The sequence below is a fragment of the Prosthecobacter sp. Pr1 genome (assembly GCF_057652315.1).
Genome location: NZ_JBYFBS010000029.1, coordinates 1 through 18,432, shown reverse-complemented (window position 1 = coordinate 18,432; position 18,432 = coordinate 1). Strand labels below are relative to the sequence as shown.

Genomic DNA, 18,432 nt, shown 5'->3' with positions numbered 1-18,432 from the left:
GTGACCCGGCCGCCTTTCTTGCGTTCTGAGGATGCATGTCTATGATGAACCTATGGCCGTCTCCGAAAAGCCCGGAAAAGGAAATCGCATCTTCATCTCCACCGTTTCCGGTGAGTTTGAAAAGTCGACGGCCCCCTTCCCTGGTCTTCGCTCCAAGCTGAGGCGCCATCTCACTGCTGCCGACTGCGAGGTGAAGGTGCAGGAGGACTTCCGCCAGACCAGCGGAGGCACGCTGGAGAAGCTGGATGAGTATATCCGCAACTGCGATGCAGTGATCCACCTTGTCGGAAAAATGCCCGGCCATCTGGCCGATGCCGATTCGCCGGACGATGTGCCCGATTACCTGGCCCACATCGCCGCCGAGCCCGGCGGACGTTCATTCTTGAACAAGCAGCCTGAGCTTCTGGCTGAGTTCGGTGGTGGCTCTGGCATCTCACTCACGCAGTTCGAGGCTTACATGGCCTTGCATCACGGCGTGCCGCTCTTCGTCTATGCCACACCTGACGCTGCATCCGGTCAGGCGCAGCATTTGAAGCGTCTGCTCAAGGGCCGCCCACAAAGGCACCCCAGCCCGTTCACCGTTGTTGATGACCTGCTCGGCCAGCTTATCGGGGATCTGCACGACATCCTGCCCGCTCAGCAGCCGCAGCAACGCCTCGCCCCTACGCGTCTCATCTCCCGCCACACCGCCGCCGACTTCCTGGGTCGCGACAAAGAACTCGAACTGCTCGACGAGGCATGGACGGGGCCGCGCACCACGAACATACTCTCCGTCATCGCCTGGGGCGGCGTGGGGAAGACGGCGCTGCTGGCGTATTGGGTGCAGAGCCGCTTCATCCAGAAGGGCTGGCAGAATGCCGAAGGCCAGCCCGATCCCATCGCCTACTTTGACTGGACCTTCTACGATCAAGGCACCCGCAGCGACGATGCCACCCACGCCGGGGCCGCCAGCGTCGGCACCTTCTTCCAGAGCGCGCTGAAGCACTTCGGCGATCCCGCTCCCGAGAACCCGCAGGACAAGGCCGCGCGCCTCGCCCAGCTCATTCAGGCGCAGCGCAGCCTGCTGGTGCTCGATGGCCTGGAGCCCTTGCAATATCCGCTCAATCACCCGCAAGCCGGGCAGATCATCGATCCCGACCTGCGCGAACTGCTCGGCATGCTCGCCCAGCGCAATCCCGGGCTCTGCATCATCTCCAGCCGTCAGGCCCTCACTGACTTCACCTGCGGCGATACCACCCCCACGCGCCAGCACGACCTCGAAGAGCTCCCCGTCGAGTTCGCCATCGCCCTGCTGCGTAAGATGCAAATCATCGGCACCGACGAGGAACTCAAGGAAGCCGCCCAAGACTACGCCTGCCACGCCTTGAGCCTCATCGTGCTGGGTCGCTTCCTCTTTGTGAAAGGCGGCGACATCCGCGTGCGCAGCCAGATCAAGCTTGAACGTGCCAACGACAACCGCAACCAGACCATCACCCGCAATGCCTGGCACGTGCTGGAGGCCTATGAGCAATGGCTCGCCTCGCCCGCTGGCAATGCCGCCGATGTGCAAGCCCTGCGCCTCACCGGCCTGTTTGACCGCCCAGCCAGTCCCGACTGCTTCGCCGCCTTGAGAAAGGCCCCCGCCATCCCCGGCCTCACGGACCAGCTCGTGCCGCTGAGCGACGACGCCTGGAACGCTGTGCTGCTGCGCTTGCACGAAGCCCATCTCATACAGCTCCGCTTCCCGCCAATAGAGGAGGGCAGCTTTGCCCCGCGCCCCGAGGCCCACGAGGTGACGGTGGACGTGCATCCTCTGATCCGCGAATACTTCGCCAAGCAACTGCGTGAGAAGCAGGAAGAGGGCTTCAAAGCCGCGCACTCCCGCTTGTTCGATCATCTGTGCGCCAGCACCGAACATCAGCCCGCCACGCTGGAGGGCTTGCAGCCGCTCTATCAGGCGGTGGTGCATGGGTGTCTCGCCGCGCGGCAGCAGGAGGCCTGCGAGAAGGTTTACGTCGACCGCATCCTGCGGGGGACGGGGAACGGCGGCAACTACAGCATGAAGCAACTCGGAGCCACCGGCGCGGATTTGGGGGCGGTGGCGGCGTTCTTCGACGAACCGTGGAGCCGTCTCTCGGCAAACCTCAGCGCCGTCGCTCAGGCTTGGCTACTGAACGAAGCCGCCTTTCACCTCCGCTCCCTTGGACGCCTCACCGAGGCAGTGGAGCCAATGCGCGTCGGGATGGATAGCCGTGTCAATAAGCAGGATTGGCAGAATGCAGCGATCAGTGCCAGCAACCTCAGCGAACTGGAAGTGACGCTGGGTCTAGTCGAGGAGGCGGTGGCCTATGGACGCCAGGCCATTAAGTTTGCCGACCGCAGCGACGATGCGTTCCAGCAGATGGCGCGTCGCACTACCGCCGCAGATGCCCTGCACTACAGAGGGGAACGGGAGGAGGCGCGCCGCCTCTTCGAGCAGGCCGAGGCTCTCCAGTGCAAGAATCAGCCCCAGTTCGACCTGCTCTACTCGCTTTGGGGCTTCCGCTACTGCGATCTGATCCTAGCCCCAGCCGAACGCGCGGCGTGGAAAGCTGCAATTTCGCAAAGTAGCCATCTCGCCCCGCTAGATGAGCGGAGCGCTTTGCCAGCCAGCCAGACTTACGAACCGCCCAATTCGGCAGCTTTGGACGAATCCTCCGTTCCTCTCTCGGAGCGAGAGGACAACCTTGCTCTCGCTGAAGCCGAGCGGCGGGCGACTAGAACAGCAGCTTGGGGTCAGCAATACGGCTCTCTCTTCTCCAAAGCTCTGGACCACCTCACCCTCGCGGGAGTGACCCTCTATCGAGCGCTGCTGGATCCGACTCGGGGATCGCCTCGCGGCTTTGCAGCCGGATTCAGAAGTCAGGAGCCGGAGCGTAGCGGAGACAGACGACATCCATGCCAACACGCCCTCGACGGCCTCCGTAAAGCCGGCCAGATCGACTACGTCCTCCGCGCTCTGCTCACTGCGGCGCTTCATCACCACCTTTGCGGCGACGCGGCCGCCGTCAGCCGTGCCTTGGCCGAGGCGCAGCAGATCGCCGAGCGCGGACCGATGCCGCTCTTCCTCGCGGATGTGCATCTGCATCGCGCACGCTTGGTGGGAAGCTCGAATGACGAATGCCGAAGGACGCATTATTCAGGTGTCGACCCCAAGGCCGAACTCGCGAAGGCGCGCGCGTTGATCGAGAAGCACGGCTACTGGAGACGGAGGGAGGAACTGGCGGATGCGGAGGCTGCTGCGGAGGAGTGGTAGATGCCTTTTTGTGTGAAGCAGTTCTCATTGTACTACCCTTCCCCCATGTCCTCCAACCTCACACCTGAATACATCGCCATCCTTCGCAGCATGACTGGCGCGCAGAAGCTGCGCGTCGCCTTTCAGATGTACTGGGATGCGCGCAGGCTCAAAGCGGCGCGGTTGAGACAGCAGCATCCTGATTGGAGTGAGGAGCAGGTGCAGCAGAGGGTGAAGGAGATTTTCATGTATGCAAAAATGTGAGACTGTTGAGCTGCCATTGATTCGACGAATACACGGGCTGACTGCGGCGGAGGCTAATGGAGGATTGAAGGTGTTGGCTGAAGCGGCGCGATAGGATCGAGGACGAGTTCGAGTAGGAGGACGAGGACGAGGACGATTTTGCTTCGGCGAGAGGCTTGATTGCTTGAGCATCTTTTGGCCTGTTAACGATATAAAAACGGAGCCCGGCTCTTTCGAGACGGGCTCCGCGTGGGGGGACTAGGTTATGCTTTGAGCATGCGGGGGAGGACGGAGGCGGGGACTACTTCGTAGCTGGTGGGGACCATCGAGTAGCTGGCGCGGCCGCGTGAGAGGCTGCGAATGGCTCCGGCGTAGCCGAACATCTCTGCCAAGGGGACCTCGGCGAGGATGCCGGATTCGGTGCCGCGGTGGTCGATGCCGGTGATGCGGGCGCGGCGACGGTTGAGATCGCCGAGGATGTCGCCCTGGTGCTCGTCGGTGACGGTGCATTCGACCTGCATGACGGGCTCCAGCAGCACGGGGGCGGCGAGGCGCACGGCTTCGCGGAGGGCTTCGCCAGCGGCCATGCGGAAGGCCTGGTCGTTGGAGTCCTTGGCGTGGAAGGCGCCGTCGATGATGCGGACGCGGACATCGACGAGCGGGCTGCCGCGCAGGGGGCCTGCGACGGAGGCTTCGGTGATGCCACGGCGCACCGCGCCCATGAACTGGGAGGGGATGCTGCCGCCGACGATGGCGTCTTCGATGATGAAGCCGCCACCGCGTTCGAGAGGCTGCACGGTGACCTTCACGCGTGCGAACATGCCGGAGCCGCCGTTTTGCTTTTTGAGCAAGTGGTCTGCTTCTGCATTTTGCGTGATGGTTTCACGGCACGCGATCTCGGGTGCGCCAGCGATGGTTTCGACGCCATGCTCGCGCAGGAGTTTTTCGCGGATCACTTCGAGGTGGAGTTCGCCCATGCCGGAGATGAGGCACTGGCCGGTCTCCTCATGGGTGCGGACGCGGAAGGTGGGGTCTTCATCGCTGAGGCGTGAGAGAGCCGTGGCCAGACGTGACTGGTCGGACGATTTCGCGGGCTCGATGGCCATGCTGATGACGGGTTCGGGGAACACGGGCGGCTCAAGCATGATGGCATGATCTACCAGACACAGGGTATCGCCTGTGCTGAAGTTGTTGAGGCCGGTGACGGCGCAGATGTCGCCTGCTTGCACGCTTTCGAGTTCATCGCGGCGGTTCGCGAAGACACGGAGGAGCCTGCCGCAGCGCTCGGTTTTGCCGAGGCGCGGATTGAGGAGCGGCGTGCCTTTTTGGAGGGTGCCGGAATAGACGCGGACATAGACGAGGCGGCCTGCCTGCGGATGACGCACGATTTTGAAGGCGAGCGCCGCGAGGGGGGCATCGATGGCGTTCACGCGCTGCACTTCTTCAGGTGCAGGGAGGAAGTCCACGATGGCATCCACCAGCGCGGAGACGCCGATGTGTTTATAGGCGCTGCCGCCGATGACGGGCACGAAGCGGCCTGCGAGGGTCTGACGACGGATCGCGGTGCGGAGTGCCTGCGCGGGCACGGGGAGGTTTTCGATCCAGAGTTCGGCGATTTCATCGTCGAGGCTGGCGAGAGCCTGAATGAGATCACGACGCGCGGATTCGACGGCGGTGAGCCATTCGGTGGGAATGGCTTCCACGGTGAAACCTGTGGGCGAGTCGGCATGGGTACGCAGGGCGCGCTCTTCGATGACATCGAGCTGGCCGAGCAATGCGGATTCGGCCCCCCAGGGCAGGAGGACGGGCCAGGCGGTGGCACCGAGCTTGGTCTGGAGTTCGTTGACGACGCGCGGGAAGTCCGCGCCGAGGCGGTCCATCTTGTTGATGAAGGCGACGCGGGGTACGCGGTAGCGATCCATCTGACGCCAGACGGTTTCGCTTTGAGGCTGCACGGCACCGACACCGCAGAAGACGGCGACAGCGCCGTCGAGCACGCGGAGGGAGCGTTCGACTTCGGCGGTGAAATCGACGTGGCCGGGGGTGTCGATGATGTTGAGGCGATGAGGCTGCCCGGTGAAGAGGCGGGTGAGGCCTGCGACGGGCTGCTGAGTCCACGAGCATGGAGCCGCGGCGGAGGAGATGGTGATCCCCTTCTCGCGTTCGATGTCCGAGAAATCGGTGGTGGTGTTGCCTTCGTGCACGTCTCCGCAGGCATGGATGGCGCCTGCATAGAAGAGAATGCGTTCGGTGAGCGTGGTTTTGCCAGCGTCAATGTGGGCGGCGATGCCAATGTTGCGGATGCGGCCCGAATCAGTCGTATTGAGTTTCATAAGAGTCAGAGGTTCGATGTGAACGTGCTGCTCCCCGGAAGGATATGAAAAGGCCCTGATGCAGACTGGCGGCAATCAGGGCTCCCGGGGATAGCAGCGATATCTGACTTCTGTCCTCTATGACATAGTCATCCCGAGCCCTGGCCGCAGCCGGGCTGAATGAACTATTTTGAGAACGCGGGGTGTCATAAGACGCAATAACAATAATGCATGCGAATGCAGATTTGTCAATGTGGGGCAACATGCCCGGCTTTCATCAGGGGCCCTCATACGCCGCGTCAATCAGGCCACGTCCTCGGTCCTGCCGATAGTGCTGTGAAGCATCCTCGAGCATGGCATCAAATCCGGCTTGATCGAGACCTATCTCAGACGCCATGCCGGTGACGTTTTCCCAAGCCACCTGCTGCTCAGCAGAACCGATCTCTTTGAGCAGCATGAACGCAATGGCCTGTAAGCGAATGCCCGTTCCTTTTCGTGCATTCTCCCAAGCCAAGAAGCCGATCTGTCCCAACGTTTTGGCCTCTCCAGCGCGATCGCCAATGGCCTGCCTTATCTCGATCGCCTGGCAAAACTTCTCGCATGCCGCCGCATGGTTTCCTTCGTTCAAATCAATTGTGGCAAGATTATGCCACGATGAGGCTTCGCCGGCACGGTCGCCGATAGCTCGCGTCATCTCCAATGCGCGACCAAACCTTTCCCTCGCCGCTGAGTTGTCTCCTTCCTTGAATGCAATAGCACCAAGATTATGCAACGTCGCAGCCTGCCCCGCCCGGTCGCCGATTGCTTGCCTCATCTCCAGCGCCCGGCCAAAATTTTCCCGCGCCGCGCCGTAATGACCTTCGTTCAAATCAATTAAGGCGATTTGATGCCACGTCGCAGCTTCCCCCGCTTGATCACCGATGGCTTGCAGCATCACCAGCGCTCGACCAAAATTTACCCGTGCAGCCGCATAACTGCCTTCGTTCAATTCAATCGACGCGAGACTATGCAATGTCACGGCCTCTCCAGCCCTGTTGCCAATGGCTTGCTCGATCTCCAGTGAACGGCCAAACTTCTCTCTTGCCGCAGCGTAATTTCCTTCGTGCACATCAATCGTGCCAAGTTGATGCCATATCGCAGTTTCCGCAGCTCGATCACCAATGGCTTGTTTGATCTCCAGCGAACGCCGATACTTTTCTCTTGCTGCGGCGTAGTTTCCTTCTTGCACATCAATTGTACCAAGTTGATGCCAAGTTGCTGCTTCACCCTCCCGGTCGTCGATGGCTTGTCTAATTTCCAACGAGCGACCAAACCCCACTCTCGCGGCTTCGTAGTCACTTTCTCTCATTTCTATTGAGGCAAGCTGATGCCATATTGCGGCCACCCCCGCTTGGTCGCCGATGGCTTGCTGCATCTCTAATGCCTTATTAAACTTTTTCCTTGCCGCAGCGTAGTTGCCTTCGCTCAATTCAATTGTCGCAAGCTGATGCCAAGTTGCGGCCACCCCGGCTAGGTCGGCAGCGGATTCAAACCTAGCCAGTGCTTGAAGGTAAAATCCCTTTGCTCTCGACCACTCACCCAATGATTGACATGTGTCTGCCAGTAATTTTAGTGTTTTTGGATCAGCTTTTTCATCTGCCAAAGGCTCCAACAAAGCAGCAACCGCCCTGAATTCCCCCCCACGGTAGAGAATAAAAGAAATCCCTCCAGTGGCCCATTCTTGCCGTTCCCGGTCTCCACCTGCCTCTGCATGTTGTCGGCATGCAAGCAACTCCGCCATGACATCTAGTCGCAATTCTTGATCACGGTTGGATTTGAGGCATGATTCGAAAAAAGCAGCAGCGGCACGATGGGCCTCGACAACCAGTTCAGGGTAAAGCCGATCGGAGTTGGACAGGAAGCTGCGCTGTAACGGATAAACGGCATAGAGCATCGTCTCGTTCTCCTCCCCCAGTTGCTGTAGCAGACCTAGGGCCAGCATAGCGGCGGCGGCCTCAGACGCTTCCGACGCGGCCATACCGCCGATCTGCGCCATGCCATCCAGGGAAACCGGAAGATCCACGAGCGCCAGCCGGCTGAGAGCAAGGCGGTGCGCCGGAGCCAGCGCCTGGTAGAGCTCCGGCAAAAAAATGTCCTCCAGGTATTTTCCCCGCAGTTCATTCAGCGCATCATCCCCCTGCATGTCCTGTGCGGATTCCAACTGCTGCTGCAATAGGCCGATGTCTGCAGATGCCAGCACATCCGCCGCCTGCTTGATGAAGCGCGGCGTGCCGCCGATCTTGCAATGCAGTAGGGAGAGAAATTCACGCGAGATGTCACCGGCAGCCATGCGCTCCACCACGCGAACATTGCGGGTCAGGCACTTGATGAAGTCCGCCTCCGAGAAGTCGGGCAATGGCTCATGGACACGTCCTGGCTGAGTGGTGTCAAAGTCTTCTGGCAGATAACGGCAGGTGAGAATGCAGCGGCCTTCGCCGGTCAGACGGCCGAAGAGCGACTCGAAGAATCCAGCCAGTTCTTCGCTGGCCCAGCGTGGTACCGCAGGTGGCAGAGGCATGAGGTCTTCCAGGTTGTCCAGCACCAACAAAATGCGCGACTCCTTGAGAACCTCCACCGCCAGCCGCAGACGGTTCGTCAGCGGCAGCTTCCCATCATTCAGCATCTCGTAATCCTTCTGCTTCCCCAGCCGCTGGCAGGCGAAGCCGATCTCCTGCGCCAGCCGCAAAGCGAAGCCGTCTGAGTTTTTCCGACTGGCTTTGAGCACGACCACATGAAAGCATTCCTGCTGGCAACGATTGGCGAGACGGGTGGCGAGCGTGCTTTTGCCCGCGCCGCCCATTCCGGTGAGCAGCAGCACATGAAAATCCGCATCGCGCAAGCCCGGGCGGAGGCGCTGGAGCAGACGCCGACGGCCCACAAAGCCCTCCTTCAGCCCCACGACGCCATCGCCCAGCAACTCGTACCGAACGCCGACCTGCGCCACCTTTTCCATGGGCTTTGACTGATCGATGAAATCATCGGTGGCATCTGCCGCGAAGACTTGAGGCAGGATGAAAGAGGCATCGAAATGAACCGCATCTCCCACCTTGAATTGTGCGTTGCCAAACAAATCACGACGAGCCTTGGCCACCGAGGCATCGACCGGGCGACCTGCCGCAAGCTCGTGATAGAACACGCTGGCAAAATCCGTGGCCAGCCCGTCCGCCACACTGGCGCCCCAGCCGAGGGCCACCGGCACATGCCCGGCAGCGGTGAGTGTCTGACAAACTCCAGCGGAAGCAGCCTGTGCTGACTGGCAGCCGCTGACAAACACCATGCGCACGCCGCGATTGGCAAACAACTGCTCCGCCATGCTCCTAGCATCCCGCAGGTCTGAGCGCCCGCGCTCGTCCTCGAAGGTAAAATAACCGGTACCGTCCTGCACAATACCGTGGCCGGACAGGTGCACCACATGTGGCTTCAGTTCGGAAATGAGGTTGCTCAATTCATCAAACGTGGCGGCTTCCGCGATGCTGAGGTGGACTTTGTTTCCCAGTTTGGCAGCCAGCCGCAGCATGGCCTCCTCCTCACGTTCATAGTCGAGGCCCTTCTGATCAATGGGCGCGCAAGCTGCAAAGAGAATGCGCAAGGGCAATGCTACCTGACCAAGCCCCGGAGCTGCCAGTGCCTCACGCGTGGTCCGCCGGATGGCCCAGCGGCCATCCGCGACGAGGAATGCGCTGCTGGGAGAGGGTAGCAGTTCCCACGGCAGGTTCAGCAGAGCAGGCAAGGAGGAGGAGATGAGCAGGGTGCCGTCAGAGGAGCTGATATCCTGCTGCATGTGATCCCAGAGGGTGCCTAGCAGGGTGTCTTTGAGCAGATAGCCCAGATCATTCAATGAGACGGGATCTGCCAGGGGGCGCTTCCCACCTTCGAACGATTCGGTGAGTTCCGTGGTCTTTTTTAGCAGCGAGTCAAAGGCAGCTTGTTCTGCGTGAAACTCATGGGTGCCATGCGGCGAGTCGAGGGTGGCCTGAATTCTGCCGTCGTCGGTGTGTCGCAGGTGAATGATCAGGTTAGGCATCTGTAACAGCCATCATAGGTGAGACGCGGTAAACTTGGCAAAAGAAATCCCGTTTCATATTTGCATTTTACAGGGGGCATTGAATCTTGATCCATGGCTAAACAATCCTCTGCCTCACCTACCCGCATCAAGATCGGCGGCGTCGAGATGGTGCTGCGCCCGCAGACACAGAAAGGTACCATTCCCGAAGATCGCCTGCGCAGGGCTGTCCTGAAAGCAGTCGCTGCGGAGCAACCATCCAAGAAAAGCGCAAAGTGAAAGCAAGACGCGGTCGCGACTATCAGCGACAAGTCTTCATCAACTGCCCTTTTGATGGCGAATACCTGCCGCTGCTGCGCGCCATCGCCTTCGTGCTCAAGGTCTGTGATTACGTGCCGCGCTGCGCCTTGGAAGCTGACAGCGCCACAGAGGTACGCGTCGAAAAGATTCTTCGCATCATTGGGGAGTGTGGACTGAGCATCCACGACATCTCCAGAACACAGATGGATCGCAAATCGAAGCTGCCGCGCTTCAACATGCCCTTCGAGCTGGGCTTGTTTCTTGGAGCGGCCAAACTTGGCGGTGCACAGCACCAGAAGAAAGGTGCCCTGATTTTGGATGTCGAAGCGTATCGCTATCAGAAATATCTCTCTGACATCGCGGGGCAAGATATTCGTGCGCACGGCAATGATCCAGGTGCCGTGATCGGCCACGTCCGCAACTGGCTGAACACGCATAGTCCCGCTAATCTGGTGCTTCCAGGCAAAGCCGCACTTGTGACCCAATACCGTCGTTTTCAGAAACAACTGCCCGTCATGTTGAAGGATCTCCAACTCAAGGAGACCGAAATTTCGTTTGTGGACTGGTCCAAGCTCATCGGAGTGTGGCTTGAAGCAGTGGCAAAGGTGTGATCATCGACTGGAAGTGTCGATGCCAGCACCTCAAGAGCCTTGTGATCGGCATGAAGTGTGGTTGGGTGCGGACATGAAAACACCTTTCGTTCTTTTGCTGGTGCTCGGTTTCAACTTGGCGGCCGCACTCGTTTCGATCCAGGCGGCGGAGGGGGATTTGAAGAAGGCGGTTTATTGCCATGGGTTTAAGGAGGATGATCGGTCGCCGAAGGATGTGGCGGAGTTTTTTAAGCCGGATGAGACGGTGTATCTTTCGATCGAGCTGAAGGGGAGGCCGAAGGCGGGGGTGGTGGCGGCGAAGTTTATGTTTCGTGAGGATCTGATGGCGGAGGCGAAGGTGGATGTGGCGACGGTGAACAAGGGGGTGATCTTCTCGTTTGGGGAGGACACGTTTGTGAGCTTTGACATGAAGACGAAGCAACCGATGCCGGTGGGTGCGTGCTACCGCGCGGATGTGACCCTGGATGGAAAGCCGCTGGGGCAGTTCCCCTTCCGTGTCGCGCCGCCGAAGGAGGCCATTCCGAGCAAGCTGCTGAAGGCCGCGCTGGCCAAAGGCGCGGACGAGGACCACAAGCCGGTGAATGAGACGCATGAGTTTGATGGCCTGGACAAGGTCTTCCTGGCAGGCGTGGGCAACCTGGGCCTAGCGTCGTGGCTGGAGGCTACGTGGCTGGTGAATGGCAAGGTGGACGATGTGGGTACGCGCAGCTTCACCATGGAGGAGAACAAGGAAAACGTGCCCTTTCATTTTGCCTTCATCCCGGCCGGTGGCTGGCCTGCGGGAACGCATGAGGTCTCGCTGCAGCTCGACGGGCAGGAGGTGGCGCATGAGAAGTTCACGGTGAAGGTGGGCGCGCCGATGGCCGGGAAGACGAAGCTGGTGCTCGACTCCTCGCAGTTGTTTCGGGATGACGGCAAGGGCGAGCCCGGCAAGGAGGTGAAGTATTTTACCACTGACGACACGGAGCTGCATGCGCGGTGGAACTTGAAGGAGAAGGCGCTGGCCAAAGGCGTGCAGTTTGTCTGGGTGCTGGTGGAGGTGGAAGGCGAGAAGAGCCAGGAGCTGGCGACGGCGGATGTGGAAGCAGCGGTGAGTGATCAGATCGACTCTTCGCTGACGGCGAAGAAGGGGCTGCCGGTTGGGAAGTATCGCATTGATCTGGTGCAGGATGGCAAGGTGCTGGATGCGAAGGTGTTTGAGGTGAAGTGAGGGGCTGCGATGAGCGGCCGCTTTCGAGTGTCTCGTGGTGGGCTGCCGCTTTCGAGTGTCTCGTGGTGGGCGTGGGGTGACCGGCTGGTGGAGAAGCACCGGCTGCCGCTTTTGAGCCTTTATGGTTCGCGTTTGCTGGCTGGCCCGGCGAAAGCGGTAGCTGCGTTTCCTTCTTCGCTAAAGCTACGAAGCACCTGAACTCAAGGCGGGTAGAGTGTGGAACGGAGGGAGAGTAACAGGGGGAGGTTATTCGGCAGATGTCTGCGCGAAGTGAGCTTCCAGAATCCGGCTAAAGCCGGTACTACAATACGTGCATTGGCTGGCTTCAGAGGCTGGGGTGTTGCGGGGCTTTCGGAACGGGCTGAAAACTCAAACTACGTACTTAGAAGAGCCTGAAGTTATTCGGGAGGACAGGCTGTTCCTCACTCCGCGACCGCAGTCCAAATGGGGATGCTGCTTCGGCTCTAGCAGGAAATGAGTTTTTCGAGGGGCTATAACCAGATTATTGACCACATCGCATGAGGCAGAGCAGAGAGTCCTCGGCTTGAAGGGTCTGTTGTCTCGTTAAGAGCTTGGCGCTTCGGCGGAGTGCTGCGGACTGGAAGTCCGCGCTCCTAGTGCTCCGGGTGGCGCGGCTGCGCTGGTGATCAAGGTCTTTGAAGCGCGGAACTTCAGTCCGCAGCACCTCGCAAACACCCACCCTCCGCTGAAGCTTTATCTCTTCTGCATTGCAGCTCTAACCCGATTGTCGCCCCGGGTTGCTGCGGCAGAAAAGAGGGACATCGGCTTTAAGGGGGGATGTGCTGTTAAGAGTTTTGGGCTTCGGCGGAGTGCTGCGGAATAAATTCCGCGCTCCGTAGAGTTCAGGGCTGAATGATCCGTGCGCCGCGCTGCCAGGTGATGTAGGACCAGACCCAGTGGAGGAAGACGATGGCGCGATTGCGCATGCCCATGAGGAAGAGGAGATGGACGAAGAGCCACATGAGCCAGGCGAGCATGCCGCGAAGGTGCAGGCCGGCAAAGCTGACGACGGCGGCGCTGCGGCCGATGGTGGCCATGGTGCCTTTGTCGAGATAGGTGAAGGATGAGCGGGGCACGGACATGCCTTCGCTGAGAATGGTCTTGGAGATGAAGTGGCCCATCTGAATGGCGGCAGGGCTGACGCCGGGGACGCGGACGCCTTTGGTGTCTGTGAGCGCCACGAGATCGCCTGCGGCGAAGACTTCGGGATGGCCGGGGAGGCTGAGGTCTGGCTGAACCTGGATGCGACCGGCGCGATCCAGCGGCACGCCTGCGAGTGTGCGTGTGATTCCGCTGGCCTCCACGCCTGCGGCCCAGATGACGGTGTCTGTCTCGATGCGGTGATCGCCGGTGATGACATAGCCTGCGCCGACTTCTTTGACGGGTGAATTCAGATGCACGGTGACACCGAGGTGCTCGAGATGCTTGCAGGCGTAGTCTGGCAGTCCGCCGAGGAAAGTCGCGAGCAGCTTGGGGCCGGCCTCGATGAGGTGGACTTTGGCCAAGCTGGGATCGATGCGCCGGAAGTCTTCTTTGAGCACCTGCTGCGCGAGTTCGGCGAGGGAACCGGCCATTTCGACTCCGGTGGGACCACCGCCCACGATGACCATCGTGAGCAAGCGCGCGGTTGTCTGGGGATCATTCGAGCACTCCGCCTGCTCAAAGGCGAGCAGCACCTGTTTGCGGATTTTCATGGCATCATCCAGGCTCTTCAGGCCGAGCGTGTGCGCGGCCCATTCATCGTGGCCGAAGTATCCGGTCTTGGCACCGAGGGCGATGACGAGGTAGTCGTAATCCAGCACCTGCTCCTTCAGGTGGACCTGTTTGGCATCGAGATCAATGCGGCTCACCTCGTCCATCAAGGTGGTGACGTTTTTGTAATCGGAGAGAATGGAACGGAGCGGCTGCGCGATGTCGGTCATGGCGAGGCCACCGGTGGCCACCTGGTAGAGCAGCGGCTGGAAGAGATGATGATTCCAGCGGTCCACGAGTGTGACGGCGAAGCGTTCTTCAGGGAATCCTTTGGCACAGGCCAGACCGGCAAACCCACCTCCGAGAATCACGACACGCTGTTGTTTCATATTTCATTAGAGCATACGCCTGCCAGACAGCAAACACGGGGGCTTTCTTTCGCACAGCTGCGGCATCGGGAAGTTGGAGGAATTGACGATAATCGCTGCTGCAAGTGGCGTTAGTTACGCACCATGAAATCCGCCCTGCTGTTCGCCCTGCTCCTGACCACCGCTCTCCACGCGGCCGACACTTTCACGATGCCTGGGCTGAAGCAGGACATTGAGTTTGCGAAGGCGGGCGATGTGTCGCTGACGCTGGATGCATATGTGCCGGAGGGAGAGGGGCCGTTTGCGACGTGCATTCTGGTGCATGGCGGGGGCTTCACGAAGGGTGACAAGCATTCGTTCATCAAGCCGCTGTTTGAGCCGCTGTCGAAGGCGGGCTTCACGTGGTTCACGATCAACTACCGGCTGGCGCCGCAGCATGCGTGGCCGGCGTGTGCGGATGATGTGGCGAGCGCGATCAAGTGGGTGAAGGCGCACGCGGCGGAGTACAAGGTGGATGTGAACCGCATCGCGCTGATTGGCGAGTCCGCGGGCGGACATCTCGTTTCGTGGGCGAGGGTCACGGGCCAAGGTGACACGCGGGTGGCGGCGGTGGTGCCGTTTTATGCGCCGCATGATCTGGGGGTGCAGGCGGAGCGACGCAAGGCTCTGGGCGGCCTGGGTGGACTCATCGGCATGGAGGAGCTGAATGATGCGGCGAGGAAGAGGCTGGCGGAGATTTCGCCGATCAATCACATCCAGAGCGGACTGCCGCCGTTTCTGCAAATCCACGGGGACAAGGATGAGACGGTGCCGCTTTCACAGAGTGTGAATTTTGAAGCGAAGACGAAGGCGGCGGGGAACCGCTGCGAAACCATCATCGTGCCCGGTGGGATTCATGGGATGGGCGGGTGGGAGAAACTGGGGTCGGATTATCAGAAGCAGCTGATTGCGTGGCTGCGGAAGACGCTGAAGTGAGGGGTGAACATTCCTTGGAGTCTGGTTGAAAAAATCCGGCCATCTCCGCATTCCTATCTAACACACATAATCTGCAAAAAGAGATTCACGCACGCGTTCACCTTCTCACTCTTCCGACCATGATCCGTCCACTCATCTGCCTGCTGGCTCTCTTTGTCACTGTCTTCGCTGCTGCCGAAGATGCGTCCCTTCCTGCGAAGGATAAGTTTCATCTTTTCCTGCTGGTGGGGCAGTCGAACATGGCGGGGCGTGGGGTGGTGGAGGCGCAGGATGTGGTGGTGAATCCACGTGTGCTGATGCTGAGCAAAGAGGGCAAGTGGGTGCCGGCGGTGGATCCGATGCACTTCGACAAGCCCTCGGCGGGTGTGGGTTTGGGCAAGACGTTTGGACAGATCATTGCCGAGGCGAATCCGGGGGTGACGATTGGTTTGATTCCCTGCGCGGTGGGTGGATCGCCGATCGACACGTGGAAGCCGGGGGTGTTTTATCCTGCGACGAAGAGCCACCCGTGGGATGACATGGTGAAGCGTGTGGAGCTGGCGCTGCCTGCGGGGACGATCAAAGGCATTCTGTGGCATCAAGGCGAGAGCGATTCACAGGCGGGGCTGGCTGAGACGTATGCTGCCAAGCTGAGTGATTTGGTGAAGCGCCTGCGTGAGCTGGTGAAAGCGCCGGAGGTGCCGTTCATCGCGGGACAGATGGGCGTGTTTGACGAGGCGCCGTGGTCGCCTGAGAAGGTGCTGGTGGACAAGGCGCACCGGGATCTGCCGAAGGAGGTGCCGCACACGGCCTTTGTGACGGCGGAAGGACTGCACCACAAGGGGGACAAGGTGCACTTTGATTCGGCGGCGTATCGTGAGCTGGGGAAGAGGTATGCGGCGGCGTTTTTGAAGATGACGAAGTGAGGGGTGGTGGAGTGGTGGTGCTGAGTTCCAGACCGCACTCGGAGAGTGCGGACCACGCCGCGCGGGGCATGCGGCGCGTTGCCATTCGCTATTGAGAGCGCAGGATCATTCGCCCAGAGCCGGTTAAAAACCAGCGCTCCCAGCAAAGAGCTGCGCCCGTGCGGAGCGGCATTCCGTACTGGGAGCGCCAGTGTTTCACTCCCAGTACGGAACGACTGGCCTTTGGTACTCATGTGACCCACTGGCACCTTGGTGGAAAAGGCTTCGGCTGGGGGGCGTATTCTGCGCACCATGATGCGTTTTATTTTTCCGCTCTCTGTCCTGCTGCTTGCCACCTCGCTCCACGCTGAGTTCAAAGCGGGGGCTGCTGTCATCGACATCACGCCGCCGAAGCTGCCGGTGCTGGTGAATGGGGGGATGCTGAGCCGCTATGTGGACAAGATCACGACCCGTGTGCATGCGCGTGCCATCGTGGCGACGGATGGCAAGACGGAGATCGCGATCGTGGTGGCGGACAGCTGCATGATGAGCCGCGAGGTGCTGGATGATGCGAAGAAGATGGCGACGGCGAAGACGGGCATCCCGGCGGATCGCATGCTGATTTCCGCCACGCATGCGCATTCCGCCCCGGCTTCCATGGGATGCCTGGGCACGGATCCGGATCCGAACTATGTGCCGTTTTTGAAGGAGAAACTCGTGGAGGCCATCGCCGCGGCGCAGGCTGCGATGGTGCCTGCGCGCATCGGTTTTGCCAAAGCGAATGCGGCGGAGTTCACGGCGCTGCGACAGTGGATTCGCCGGCCGGACCGCGTGGTGGAAGATCCCTTTGGCAACAAGTCGGTGCGGGCCAACATGCATGCAGGTCGCAACTGGGATGATGTGACGGGTGAGTCCGGCCCGGAAGATCCAGACCTTTCGCTGATCTCGATTCAAACGAAGGACGGCAAACCGCTGGCGGTGCTGGCGAATTTTTCGATGCACTACTTTGGCGACAAGGACATCGGCGCGGACTACTTCGGTCTGTTTTCGGATGGCTTGCAAAAGCGCATTGATCCGCAGGGCAAGATGGTGGGCATGATGTCGCATGGCTGCAGCGGGGACATCTATCGCACGGATTACACGATCCCGGAGAAGGACCGACCGAAGCCGACCATGGATGAGTACGCGAACGGCCTGCTCGACATCGCGATGAAGGCGTATGAGGGGATCAAGTATGACGACAAGGCCACGGTGGCGATGACGGAGACGCGGATGATCATGAAGTACCGCACGCCGGACAAGCAGCGCCTGGAATGGGCGCAGCGTGTGATGACGGAGGTGGGCGACCGGCTGGCGAAGACACCGACGGAAGTGTATGCGCGGGAGCAGATCCTATTGAATGAGCGGCAGCAGACGGAGATCGTGGTGCAAGGGCTGCGGCTTGGGGACATCGGCATCGCGACGACGCCGAATGAAACGTATGCCATCACGGGCCTGAAGATCAAAGCGGCGAGTCCCCTGCCCCACACGATGGTGATCGAACTGGCGAACGGGGGTGATGGCTACATCCCGCCGCCGGAGATGCATGCATGGGGTGGGTACAACACCTGGGCGGCGCGCTCCGCCGGGCTGGAAGTGAATGCGGAACCGAAGATCGCGGGAGCGGCCATCGCGGCGCTGGAACGCGTGGCTGACCAACCGCGCGCCGAATGGAAGCTGAGCGATGGCGCAGCGGCCAAGGCGGTGCTGGCGATGAAACCGGCGGCTTACTGGAGGCTGAACGAGTTCACGGGTCCGGTGGCGGCGGATGCGAGCGCTCATGCGCATGATGCGGTGTATGAGCGTGATGTGGCCTACTACCTTGAAGGGCCCAAGTCCGCGAGCTTTTGCGCGGGAGATGTGAACCGCGCACCGCATCTGGTCGGCGCACGCATTCGGTCACGCCTCGCTGGGCTGGGGAGCCAGTACTCTGTCTCGCTGTGGTTTTGGAATGGCATGCCGAATGACGGGAGAGATACCAGCGGCTGGCTTTTTTCCCGGGGTCAGGATCATGGGCTCAGCGTGATGGGAGATCACCTCGGCATCGGCGGCAAGAGTGGCCATACGGGCAAGTTGATTTTCTTCAGCGGCACGAACGACAAGAGCCTCGTGGCAGGCAAAACCGAGATCCCGCGCTGGCAGTGGCAGCATGTGGTGCTGGTGCGCGACAAGAACCAGGTGCGTGGCTACCTCAATGGCGCGCTGGAGTTTGAGACGGAGAGGGCGATTGAGGAGGCCAAAGCTCCGCATGAGTGCTTCTTTGGCGGGCGGAGCGACAATGACTCGAACTGGGAGGGGCGGCTGGATGAGATCGCGGTGTTTGACCGGGCGCTGAAGAAGGAGGAGATCGCGAAGCTGGGAGTGCCGTGAGTGAATGGCCGGGCTTCGCGCCGTGCGCCCGGAACGAGCTGAAGCTCGTGAGTACTTTCTGTGTGCTGTTCCAGGAAAGTACTTATGAGCTTTAGCTCATTCTGGAAAGCGT

Annotated in this window: 11 protein-coding genes; 8 read left to right on the top strand and 3 right to left on the bottom strand. The window is 60.4% G+C overall.

The features are described 5' to 3' along the window. The first annotated feature begins 52 nt into the window (after positions 1-52). Positions 53-3,274: a hypothetical protein gene (locus AC24GY_RS27650; RefSeq protein ID WP_487689668.1), complete on the top strand. Its 3,222-nt coding sequence runs from the start codon at positions 53-55 to the stop codon at positions 3,272-3,274. 45 nt (positions 3,275-3,319) lie between these two features. Then, a complete protein-coding gene (locus AC24GY_RS27645; protein ID WP_487689665.1) occupies positions 3,320-3,517 on the top strand; it encodes a hypothetical protein in 198 nt (65 codons plus the stop codon). A gap of 242 nt (positions 3,518-3,759) precedes the next feature. On the opposite strand, the gene fusA is transcribed toward AC24GY_RS27645, so the two are convergent. After that, on the bottom strand, positions 3,760-5,829 hold the full coding sequence (gene fusA / locus AC24GY_RS27640) for an elongation factor G (protein WP_487689662.1): 2,070 nt from the start codon (positions 5,827-5,829) through the stop codon (positions 3,760-3,762). Positions 5,830-6,085: 256 nt separating this feature from the next. Further along, positions 6,086-9,871, bottom strand: coding sequence for a tetratricopeptide repeat protein (locus tag AC24GY_RS27635; RefSeq protein WP_487689659.1), 3,786 nt, complete (start codon positions 9,869-9,871; stop codon positions 6,086-6,088). A 93-nt stretch (positions 9,872-9,964) separates the two neighbouring features. Here AC24GY_RS27635 and AC24GY_RS27630 point away from each other — a divergent pair, with 93 nt between their 5' ends. The 3 genes from AC24GY_RS27630 (at position 9,965) to AC24GY_RS27620 (ending at position 11,971) form a co-directional block, all read left to right on the top strand. Beyond that, positions 9,965-10,129, top strand: coding sequence for a hypothetical protein (locus AC24GY_RS27630; RefSeq protein ID WP_397383243.1), 165 nt, complete (start codon positions 9,965-9,967; stop codon positions 10,127-10,129). Next, entirely contained in the window at positions 10,126-10,761 is a 636-nt protein-coding gene (locus AC24GY_RS27625) for a hypothetical protein (protein ID WP_487689656.1), read from the top strand. The genes AC24GY_RS27630 and AC24GY_RS27625 overlap by 4 nt, the downstream gene beginning before the upstream one ends. A gap of 73 nt (positions 10,762-10,834) precedes the next feature. After that, on the top strand, positions 10,835-11,971 hold the full coding sequence (locus AC24GY_RS27620; RefSeq protein ID WP_487689653.1) for a hypothetical protein: 1,137 nt from the start codon (positions 10,835-10,837) through the stop codon (positions 11,969-11,971). Positions 11,972-12,834: 863 nt separating this feature from the next. Here the strand turns inward: AC24GY_RS27620 and AC24GY_RS27615 are convergent. After that, positions 12,835-14,073, bottom strand: coding sequence for an NAD(P)/FAD-dependent oxidoreductase (locus AC24GY_RS27615; protein WP_487689650.1), 1,239 nt, complete (start codon positions 14,071-14,073; stop codon positions 12,835-12,837). A gap of 123 nt (positions 14,074-14,196) precedes the next feature. On the opposite strand from AC24GY_RS27615, the gene AC24GY_RS27610 reads away from it, so the two are divergent. The 3 genes from AC24GY_RS27610 (at position 14,197) to AC24GY_RS27600 (ending at position 18,320) form a co-directional block, all read left to right on the top strand. After that, complete coding sequence (locus AC24GY_RS27610) at positions 14,197-15,027, top strand: alpha/beta hydrolase (RefSeq protein ID WP_487689647.1); 831 nt, start codon at positions 14,197-14,199, stop codon at positions 15,025-15,027. 119 nt (positions 15,028-15,146) lie between these two features. Then, positions 15,147-15,932, top strand: a complete 786-nt coding sequence (locus AC24GY_RS27605) for a sialate O-acetylesterase (RefSeq protein ID WP_487689643.1) — start codon at positions 15,147-15,149, stop codon at positions 15,930-15,932. Positions 15,933-16,223: 291 nt separating this feature from the next. After that, a complete protein-coding gene (locus AC24GY_RS27600; protein WP_487689640.1) occupies positions 16,224-18,320 on the top strand; it encodes a LamG domain-containing protein in 2,097 nt (698 codons plus the stop codon). Positions 18,321-18,432: the final 112 nt, after the last annotated feature.